Below are 8,845 nucleotides of genomic sequence, written 5' to 3' on the forward strand. Positions count from 1 at the left end.
CCAACTGGAGGAGATCCAACAAATGAAACGTTCAATCCTGGCGGCCCTCGGGCTTGCCACTGGCCTTGCTTTGCCTGCCGCTGCTGAAGACATCAAGGTTGGGCTATTGCTGCCCTTCTCGGGTGTCTACGCCTCGCTGGGCGGAGAAATCGAAACCGGGTTCAATCTAGGCCTTGCGGACTTCGCGACCGACGCCGGTGTCACTTTCGAAATCGTGCGCGAGGACACCGAGGTCAGTCCCCCGGTCGGCCTTGCCAAGACCCGCAAGCTGATCTTGCAAGACGAGGTTGACGTCTTGGTAGGCATCGTCAGCTCGGGCGTTCTGGGTGCCGTGCGCGATTTCGTCGACGGCGCGGGTGTTCCGCTGATCGTCGCAAACGCGGGCAATGACGAGGCGACCGGCGTCGCCTGTTCCCCCTATATCACCCGCATGTCGTTCTCGAACGGGCAGGTGAACCGCCCGATGGGCACCTGGATGGCCGAGCAGGGTATCGGCAAGGTGTTCACCCTTGCGCCCGACTACGCCGCCGGTCGCCAGATGATCGAGGCATTTGCCGAAACCTACACCGCCGCCGGAGGCGAGATCGTCGGCCAGGAATATACGCCATTCCAGAAGACCCAGGACTTTGGGCCCTATCTGGCACAGGCAAGCGCCAGCGGCGCCGACGCGGTGTTCGTGTTCTATGCCGGGGGCGAGGCTATCGCATTCGTCAAGCAATACGACAGCTTCGGCCTGAACGAGACCCTTCCCCTCTATGGCTCGGGCTTCCTGACTTCTCCGCTTTACGTCAATGCACAGGGGGAAGCCGCCGAAGGTGTGATCACCGCGCTGCACTATGCACCGACCATTGAAAGTGACGCGAACCAGGCCTTCGTCGCCGCCTATGTCGCCGAAACCGGACGTGTCCCGTCCGAATTCGCCGTTCAGGGTTATGACGCTGCCCGGGCCCTGGTCGAGGCCGTTCAATCCGGCGCGACTGATCGCGACTCTCTGGCCAATGCCCTGCGTCAGGTCAACTTTGACGGGCCGCGCGGTGCGCTGCGCATCGATCCCGCCACCAACAACGTCATCCAGCCGATCTATGTCTATGAAACGGTTGCCGGTGAGAATGGGCTGACCCAACGGGTGATTGCCCAGCTTCCCGCCGAAGCAGACCCTGTCAATGGCTGCGTGATGGCGCCGGTCTCCAACTGATCCCATGGCCCGGCCGGTTCCACCCGGTCGGGCCATCCAATTTTCCGGAGGACGCCAAATGGCACATGATCTTGGGTTCTGGGTGCTGCAAGCGCTCAATGCGCTCCAGCTGTCCATGCTACTGTTCCTGCTTTCGATCGGCCTGACCGTGATTTTTGGCCTGATGCATTTCGTCAACCTTGCCCATGGCTCGCTCTATGCGATGGGGGCTTATGTTGCGGCCTCTCTGGCTGCGGTCGGCGGCTATTGGATGGGGTTCTTCCTTGCCCCGGTCGCCGTGGCAGGGGTGGGGGTCTTGCTCTACTCGGGTCTGATCCGGCGGATGCGCCGTGCGGGGCCGATGGCGCAGGTCCTGGTGACTTTCGGATTGATCTTCGCGCTGCTGGACCTGACCCGGATCATCTGGGGCGACCTTGCGCTGGCCATTGATGTACCGGCGAGTCTGTCCGGGCGACTGACACTTCTCGGTATCGAGTACCCCGTCTATCGGCTGTTCATCATCGCCCTCGGAGTGGCGATCTTTGCCACGCTCGCATTCGTCCTCGGGCGCACGCAGATCGGGGCCATGATCCGGGCCGGGGTGGACAATGACTGCATGGCGGCCTGTCTCGGCATCAATGTCGAACGCCTGTTCTTCATCGTCTTCTGTGTCGGCTGCGGGCTGGCCGGGCTGTCGGGTGCGGTTGCCGCTCCACTTCTGAGCGTCACGCCCGACATGGGCCTCCAGATCCTGATCCCGACGCTGATCGTTATCGTGATCGGGGGTCTTGGGTCGCTTCGGGGCGCGATCGCCGGATCGCTGATCTACGGCTTTGTCCAGACCTTCGGGGCGGTGCTTGCGCCACAGCTGGCCTCGGTCCTCATCTACGCACTTCTGGCAGCGGTCCTCGTGATCAAGCCTGTCGGCCTGTTCCCCGCGAAAGGATAATCCGATGTTCCGCCACACGACACTTCGCTATGCCACGCTGGCCCTGCTTTTGGCCGGGGCGCTGTTTCAGGCGCTGACGGCCGGGTACTTCGGGCTGGAAATCCTGACCGAGATCCTGATCCTTGCCATGCTGGTTCTGGCACTGGACATCGTGGCCGGGTTCGGGGGGATGGTCTCGCTGTGCCACGGCGCCCTGATGGGGGTCGGCGCCTATGCCTTCACCATTCTGTCGACCTCGGCCGGTATCGCGCCGCCGATTGCCATGGGCGGGGCCGTTGCCCTGTCGGGCGCGATTGCCTGGATCATCGGCGCGATTTGTTCGCGCAGCCACGGGATCTATTTCATCATGGCGACACTGGCTTTTGGCCAGATGGCCTATTCCTATGTATTCGAGGCGCCGATCTTTGGGGGCGATGACGGGCTTAGCGGCATCCGGCGCCTGGATCTCAGCCTCATCGGGTTGAACCTGAATGACAGCCGGACCTTTGCGCTGTTCTGCCTTGTCCTGCTGGGCGCGGTCTATGGCGCGGCGGTGCTGATCCTGCGCTCCGGTCTTGGGCGCTCATTCTCGGGTGTCATGCACAACGAACAGCGGATGCGCGCGCTTGGCCTGACCGTTTGGCGCGTCAAGGCTGATGTCTTTGGCCTGTCGGGAATGATCGCAGGGTTGGCGGGAACGCTTGCCGCCCAGCATATCATGTATATCTCGCCGGGTTTGCTGACATGGACCGTGTCCGGCGAGGCGCTTGTGGTCGTCATCCTTGGGGGGCTGGGCACGCTGGTCGGCCCGCTGGTCGGCGCCGCCGCCTTTGTGGTTCTCAAACATGAAATCAGCGGGATCACCCCTTATTGGCACCTTGCCGTCGGGCTGATCTTAATCGGTGTCGTCATGAGCCGGTCCAACGGCATTTTCGGCTGGATCGAAAAGCGCTGGGGTGCGCGGCTGGACCGCCGCCTAGCCGATGCGACCCGTTCACAGGACCAGAAGGAGGTCACGACCGATGCTTAAAACCCGGGAACTGGACAAGAAATTCGGCGCGGTACACGTCACCCGCCAGGTGTCGCTCAAGCTGGAGCGCGGAGAGCGCCGCGTGATCCTTGGACCCAATGGGGCGGGCAAGACCACGCTGTTCAACCAGCTGGTCGGTGAATTGACTCCCGACAGCGGATCCGTGCATCTGGCGGGAGAGGACGTGACATCACTGACAGTGGCGCAACGTGCGCGGCGCGGCCTGTCGCGCAGCTATCAGAAGAACACGCTGTTCGATGGTCTGACGGTCGAGGAGAACCTTGGCCTCGCGGCGGCCGTTCACACCGGCCACGCCACCCGGCTTTGGGGGGACAGCCTTGCCCGGCCCGAGGTGCGCGAGATCGTGCAAGAGGTGGCCGAACAGGTCAACCTGATGCCCTTTATCCACGCCAAGGTGTCCGAGATCAGCTATGGCGTCCGGCGCCAGCTTGAGGTCGGCGTGGCGCTTGCGACCCGGCCGCTGGTCCTTTTGATGGACGAACCCACCAGCGGCGTCGGGCCGGAGATGTCGAAGGCGTTTCACGACCTTCTGAACAATCTGCCGCGCGACCTGACCATGTTGATCATCGAACATGACATGGACCTGGCCTTTGACGTGGCTGATACGATCACGGTCCTCAATTATGGCGAGGTCGTCTTTGACGGAGCCCCGAACGAGGCCCGCGGATCAAGCCTGCTTCGGGAAATCTATCTGGGGAGTTGGGAAGATGCTTGACCTGAAGGATATCGAGTCCGGATACGGCGAAACTCAGGTCCTCTATGGTCTGACGCTTGCGGCACAGGCGGGGCGGGTGCTTGCCATCCTTGGCCGCAACGGCGCCGGCAAATCCACGACGCTGAAAACCATCATGGGGCTGCTGCCGCGCCGGGCGGGAGAGATCCTGTTCGACGGCAAACCGATCGCCACCCAGCCCTATGACATCGCCAAAAGCGGGATCGCCTATGTCCCCGAAACCCGCGACATATTCCCGTCGCTTACCGTGCGCGAAAACCTTGAAATCGCGGCCAAGCGGTTTGGCGGGACCGACCCGGATTGGACGATGGAGCGGGTGCTGGACGTCTTTCCCCGGCTTGCCGAGCGGATGGACAACGGCGGCACCCAATTGTCTGGCGGCGAACAGCAGATGCTGGCAATCGCACGGGGGCTGTTGATGAACCCGCGTCTTTTGATCCTCGATGAACCGACTGAGGGGCTTGCGCCGATCATCGTCAAGCTGATCCACGACAAGCTTCAGGATCTCAAATCCGCTGGATTGTCGATGATCATTGTTGAGCAGAATTTCGGCTTTGCTACATCGCTTGCGGATGACGTCGTGGTGGTCAGCAAGGGGCAGGTCGTCTGGACCGGCACGCCCGAAGCCATCAAGGCCGACACCGAGGCGCAGCACACCTGGCTGGGTGTCTGATTGGAGGCCCGCAGGCTATAGCAGCTTGCGGGCCACTTTTTGCGCGATGTTGACGAAGTTCTTCACATGGACGCCCTGTTCATCAAGGCGGTAGTTCACCGAAAGCTCGGTGCGCGCGATTTCGGGTTCGATCTTTAGGAATTTCATGCCCTTGCGCGGGGCATTGGCAACGGATTCGGGCACGATGCAGACCCCTTCGCCGACTGCGACCAGCCCCAGAGCCGTTTGCAGGTCCATACACCAGATCCGCATCGGCGCCTCAAAGCCCGCGTCCTCGACCGCCTTCAGAACCATGTCAGCATAGCTGGGCCGCGGCCGTTCGGGATATAGGATCAGGTTGTGGGTCATCAGCCGTTCCAGCTTGGCCACCGTGCGCCCGCCCGTATCCACGATATCGGGCAGCGCGAGGATCAGCTTCTCCTCGACCAGATGTTTTGACAGGAATTCAGGGTCCTTGAGGGTGGGCCGGGCAAAGACCACGTCGATTTCGCGCGACACCAACGCCCGGTGCAGGTCCGCGTTGTTCATCGGGTTCAGGCTCAGGTTCACCTCCGGGTAATTCGCGCGGTAGGACCGGATGATGTTGGGCAGGATGCCAAAGGTGGCAGACCCGACGAAACCGATGCGCAGCCGCCCCTCGGCCCCCTGTCCAAGGCGGCGCACCTCCAATTGGGTATCTTCGAGCTGGTTCAGGATCGACTTTCCGCGCTCCAGAAGCCGCTGCCCGGCCTGCGTGAGTGTAATCGCGCTGCGGCCACGGTTGAACAGGATCGCGCCAAGATCTTCCTCGAGCTGCTTGATCTGGCGGCTGAGCGGCGGCTGCGCCATGTCCAGCCTTTCGGCGGCGCGGCCAAAGTGCAGTTCCTCAGCGACTGCGATGAAATAGGTCAGCTGCTTGAAGTTCATTTCCCGCTCTCCCTGATCGAACCCTATGCAATACTCTTGAAAAAGAAAGGCCCCCGTTTTCACGGGGGCCAGTCCTCAGGGAGATTTCTGGTCTTACTCGGCGGCGACCGACTGGGCGACGGCTTCGGACTTCAGGGTAAAGTCGAATTCGAAGTGCAGGTCGGTGCCCAGTTCAGCGGCTGCGGGTTTGAACTTGCCGATCAGGCTTTCCTTGACGGCGAACACGCTGTCCTCTTCCAGCCATGCGCTGTCGGCGTCGTAGATCTGGCTGATCAGCGGGCGGAAACCGTCCTTGGAGATGACAAAGTGCATGTGGCCGGGGCGGTTCGGGTGGTGGCCCATGAAGCGCAGCAGTTCGCCTGCGGTTTCATCGTCCGGGATCGGGTAGGGCACCGGGCGCACGGCGACAAAGGCGTAATGGCCGTTCTCGTCGGTTTCGAACCGGCCACGCAGGTTGTATTCCGGCTGATCGGGGTCGAGGTTTTCGTAGATGCCGTTCGGGGCGTCTTCCCAGACATCCAAGGTCACTCCGGCAATGCCGTTGCCGTTTTCATCCTTGATGAAGCCTTCGTAATAGGCGGTTTCTTCGTTGTCGAAGTGCTTTTGGATGGTCGAGGCGCCCTTGGGCAGGACCGGCGGGTTTTCGCGGTAGAACGGCCCGAGCACGGTGGATTCGCTTTCGTTGCCTTCGACCGGGTTGGTCATCATGTCGACCAGAACCTCGATGCCCAGAATATCGCCCAGCAGGATGAATTCCTGGCGGTTGTCGTTGCACAGCTTGCCGGCACGTGCGAGGTAGTCGCAGGCGGCCAGGAATTCGCTGTGTTGCAGTTTCACGTCCTTGATGAAGGCGTGCATGTGCTTGATCAGGCCGGTCGCAAGCTCGCGTTGGCGGTCGGTGATGTCGCCATGTTTGCCGAGGCTGTCGATCACGACCTCAGTGATGTTGTCTTGGTTGACGATGCCCATAAGTAAATCCTCCTCCTGGCAGTCTGGTATCTGTTCCGAGACGCGGGTGCCTCTCGTCGTGACACAGCCTTTGCCCAAGACTGGCCGTCGCCCAATGCCTGTGCCGGTATCGGGTGATACCGATAGTGACACGAGGTCGGGAACACCTTGATTTAGCCAGTTTTCGTAGGGGTTCGTGCCGGGCGACAGGAATGGGTATTGCCCCATACCCCTATCGGCATGGCGCTTTGCCAAATGTTCGTGCCACCAAAGCGTCAACACTTGACCGCATTGGGAGGCCAGCGTGCTCGAAACATTCAAGCAGATTCAGACCCGCCTTGATGCGACCCCGCATCTGATCCGACTTGGCCGACTGTTTTCCGAGACAGTGCTGATCGAAATCGGCGGCGACGAATACTACCTGACCTTCGAAAAGGGCCGCATCCTGTCTGTGGCCGAGGGACCCAGCCGCAAGACACCGTGGCGGTTTGCCCTGCGGACCGATGCCGAGGCGCTCGGGAAATTCTGGCAGGCCCGGCCGGAACCCGGATTTCACGACATCTTTGGGCTGGTGAAGATCGGTCGGGGCCGCATCGACGGCGACATCCTGAGCCTCGTCAAGAACCTGCGGTTCATCAAAGAGGTTCTTGGCCTCGCCCGCGCAGAACAGGAGCTGGCAGCATGAGCATCGAGCCAATCACCGGTCGCTACGTGACCGTCGACATCGCAGGCGCGCCGCGCCGCATCTATTTTGAAGAGGCCGGGCAGGGGCGTCCCGTTCTTTGCCTGCACACTGCCGGGGCCGATACCCGCCAGTGGCGCCACCTGATGAACGATGCGAAGATCACCGCGTCGAACCGTCTGATCGCCTTCGACATGCCGTGGCACGGGAAATCCCTGCCGCCCGAAGGGTTCGAGACGCAGGAATACCTGCTGACGACCGAGGCCTATATCGAAACCGTTCTTGCGGTGATCGACGGGCTGGGGCTGGATCGCCCGGTGCTGGCGGGCTGTTCGATGGGGGGGCGGATCGCCCTGCAACTGGCGGCGCTGCACCCCGACAAATTCAGCGGCTTCATCGCCATCGAAGCGTCGGATTTCCAGCCCGCCTGGTATGACATCGACTGGTTCCACCGTCCGGATGCCCATGGCGGGGAAATGGGCGCGGCGCTCGTGTCGGCCAATATCTCGCCCTACGCGCCGAATTCCGAACGCTGGAATACGCTGTGGATGTTCATGCAAAGCGGTCCGGGCGTGTTCCGGGGCGACCTGAGCTTCTACACCAAGGACGACAGCCTGATCGCCCGCCTTGGGGCTATCGATACCACACGGACGCCGGTGCATATCATCGTCGGCGCCTATGACCTGACCTGCACGCCGGAAGATGCCGCGCGGACCGCACAGGCGATCCCGGGCGCGACCTTGGCGGTGATGGACGAACTCGGGCATTTCCCGATGAGCGAACACCCTGAAGGGTTCCGGCCCTTCTTTGCGGACGCCCTGGAGAAGATGCCTGTTTCGGAGGCCAAAGCGGCCTGAGGGAAACCAATGCACGGGAGGAGGAGCCATGTGCAAGAACCCAGAAAACCCCTGTCCGGGGTGCAAGAAACACAAGGCTACGGACGCCGCCTGGATGTTCTTTACCGCTGACGAGCGCAGCGCCATCGAACGGGCGGCGAAGGCTGAAGTGATCCCGAGCAACGGCCACACGGCCACTTGAACGACGACAGACCCAGACGTGCCGCGACCCCGGTCGCGCCTTGATCACGGAAACCATGCAATGACAAACCCCTGCATCATCTGTGTTGCGATTACGGGTAGTTTGCCGACGAAGGCGAACAATCCGGCGGTTCCGATTTCGGTGTCGGAACAGGTGGAATCGACCCACGAGGCCTTCGAGGCCGGGGCCACCATCGTGCATGCGCATGTGCGCAACGAAGACGAGACGCCCTCTTCTGACCCGGAGAAATTCGCCCGTCTGAAGGAGGGTCTGGAAAAGCATTGTCCGGGCATGATCCTTCAGTTCTCGACCGGCGGGCGCTCGGGGGCCGGGCAGACACGCGGCGGCATGCTGCCGCTGCGGCCGGACATGGCCTCTTTGTCGGTGGGGTCGAACAACTTTCCGACCCGTGTCTACGAAAACCCGCCTGATCTGGTCGATTGGCTGGCCGCCGAGATGCTGGCCCATGACGTCAAGCCCGAGATCGAGGCCTTTGACCTGAGCCACATCCTCAAGGCGCGGGACATGGCCGATCGCGGGCAGCTGTCCGGCACGCCCTACATCCAGTTCGTGATGGGGGTGAAAAACGCGATGCCGGTCGATCGGGATGTCTTCGATTACTACATCCACACGGTCCATCGGCTGTTCGGCGCGGACGCGCCCTGGTGCGCCGCGGGCATCGGCGCGCAGCAGATCACCCTGAACGAATGGG

At 61.9% G+C, this 8,845-nt stretch carries 11 protein-coding genes; 9 read left to right on the forward strand and 2 right to left on the reverse strand.

All coding sequences use genetic code 11. From position 1 onward, the window contains the following. Window positions 1-22: 22 nt before the first annotated feature. From EU803_RS13560 to EU803_RS13580, 5 genes are read left to right on the forward strand one after another with little or no spacing between them, the layout of a single operon-like run. Complete coding sequence (locus EU803_RS13560) at window positions 23-1,195, forward strand: ABC transporter substrate-binding protein (protein WP_129683679.1); 1,173 nt, start codon at window positions 23-25, stop codon at window positions 1,193-1,195. A gap of 58 nt (window positions 1,196-1,253) precedes the next feature. Beyond that, window positions 1,254-2,123 carry a branched-chain amino acid ABC transporter permease gene (locus EU803_RS13565; protein WP_129683681.1) on the forward strand — a complete coding sequence of 290 codons (870 nt, stop codon included), beginning with the start codon at window positions 1,254-1,256 and terminating at the stop codon, window positions 2,121-2,123. A 4-nt stretch (window positions 2,124-2,127) separates the two neighbouring features. Further along, window positions 2,128-3,132: a branched-chain amino acid ABC transporter permease gene (locus EU803_RS13570; RefSeq protein ID WP_129683683.1), complete on the forward strand. Its 1,005-nt coding sequence runs from the start codon at window positions 2,128-2,130 to the stop codon at window positions 3,130-3,132. Next, window positions 3,125-3,868: an ABC transporter ATP-binding protein gene (locus tag EU803_RS13575; RefSeq protein WP_129683685.1), complete on the forward strand. Its 744-nt coding sequence runs from the start codon at window positions 3,125-3,127 to the stop codon at window positions 3,866-3,868. The genes EU803_RS13570 and EU803_RS13575 overlap by 8 nt, the downstream gene beginning before the upstream one ends. After that, on the forward strand, window positions 3,861-4,559 hold the full coding sequence (locus tag EU803_RS13580; RefSeq protein WP_129683687.1) for an ABC transporter ATP-binding protein: 699 nt from the start codon (window positions 3,861-3,863) through the stop codon (window positions 4,557-4,559). The genes EU803_RS13575 and EU803_RS13580 overlap by 8 nt, the downstream gene beginning before the upstream one ends. A 15-nt stretch (window positions 4,560-4,574) precedes the next feature. Here the strand turns inward: EU803_RS13580 and EU803_RS13585 are convergent, their stop codons facing one another. Further along, window positions 4,575-5,465: a LysR family transcriptional regulator gene (locus tag EU803_RS13585; RefSeq protein WP_129683689.1), complete on the reverse strand. Its 891-nt coding sequence runs from the start codon at window positions 5,463-5,465 to the stop codon at window positions 4,575-4,577. Between the two features lie 93 nt (window positions 5,466-5,558). Further along, window positions 5,559-6,434, reverse strand: a complete 876-nt coding sequence (locus EU803_RS13590; RefSeq protein WP_129683691.1) for a dioxygenase — start codon at window positions 6,432-6,434, stop codon at window positions 5,559-5,561. A gap of 283 nt (window positions 6,435-6,717) precedes the next feature. Here EU803_RS13590 and EU803_RS13595 point away from each other — a divergent pair, with 283 nt between their 5' ends. From EU803_RS13595 to EU803_RS13605, 4 genes are all read left to right on the forward strand, one after another. Further along, window positions 6,718-7,098, forward strand: a complete 381-nt coding sequence (locus EU803_RS13595) for a hypothetical protein (RefSeq protein WP_129683693.1) — start codon at window positions 6,718-6,720, stop codon at window positions 7,096-7,098. Then, on the forward strand, window positions 7,095-7,952 hold the full coding sequence (locus EU803_RS13600) for an alpha/beta hydrolase (RefSeq protein ID WP_129683694.1): 858 nt from the start codon (window positions 7,095-7,097) through the stop codon (window positions 7,950-7,952). Before EU803_RS13595 ends, EU803_RS13600 begins: the two co-directional genes overlap by 4 nt. Window positions 7,953-7,980: 28 nt before the next feature. Next, window positions 7,981-8,133 (forward strand): hypothetical protein, encoded by a 153-nt coding sequence (locus EU803_RS18615; protein WP_165352837.1) that lies wholly within the window; start codon window positions 7,981-7,983, stop codon window positions 8,131-8,133. Between the two features lie 60 nt (window positions 8,134-8,193). Then, window positions 8,194-8,845 (forward strand): 3-keto-5-aminohexanoate cleavage protein (locus EU803_RS13605; protein ID WP_129683696.1); only part of this gene is annotated, 652 nt, incomplete at its 3' end.

This window comes from Loktanella sp. IMCC34160 (assembly GCF_004145845.1).
GTDB lineage: Bacteria > Pseudomonadota > Alphaproteobacteria > Rhodobacterales > Rhodobacteraceae > SELP01.

Bases quoted from the DNA above. Each gene is read 5' to 3' on its own strand.
- EU803_RS13600 (WP_129683694.1), top strand. From the start codon at position 7,095: ATGAGCATCGAGCCAATCACCGGTCGCTACGTGACCGTCGACATCGCA.
- EU803_RS13585 (WP_129683689.1), bottom strand. From the start codon at position 5,465: ATGAACTTCAAGCAGCTGACCTATTTCATCGCAGTCGCTGAGGAACTG.
- EU803_RS13575 (WP_129683685.1), top strand. From the start codon at position 3,125: ATGCTTAAAACCCGGGAACTGGACAAGAAATTCGGCGCGGTACACGTC.
- EU803_RS18615 (WP_165352837.1), top strand. From the start codon at position 7,981: ATGTGCAAGAACCCAGAAAACCCCTGTCCGGGGTGCAAGAAACACAAG.
- EU803_RS13580 (WP_129683687.1), top strand. From the start codon at position 3,861: ATGCTTGACCTGAAGGATATCGAGTCCGGATACGGCGAAACTCAGGTC.
- EU803_RS13590 (WP_129683691.1), bottom strand. From the start codon at position 6,434: ATGGGCATCGTCAACCAAGACAACATCACTGAGGTCGTGATCGACAGC.
- EU803_RS13565 (WP_129683681.1), top strand. From the start codon at position 1,254: ATGGCACATGATCTTGGGTTCTGGGTGCTGCAAGCGCTCAATGCGCTC.
- EU803_RS13570 (WP_129683683.1), top strand. From the start codon at position 2,128: ATGTTCCGCCACACGACACTTCGCTATGCCACGCTGGCCCTGCTTTTG.
- EU803_RS13560 (WP_129683679.1), top strand. From the start codon at position 23: ATGAAACGTTCAATCCTGGCGGCCCTCGGGCTTGCCACTGGCCTTGCT.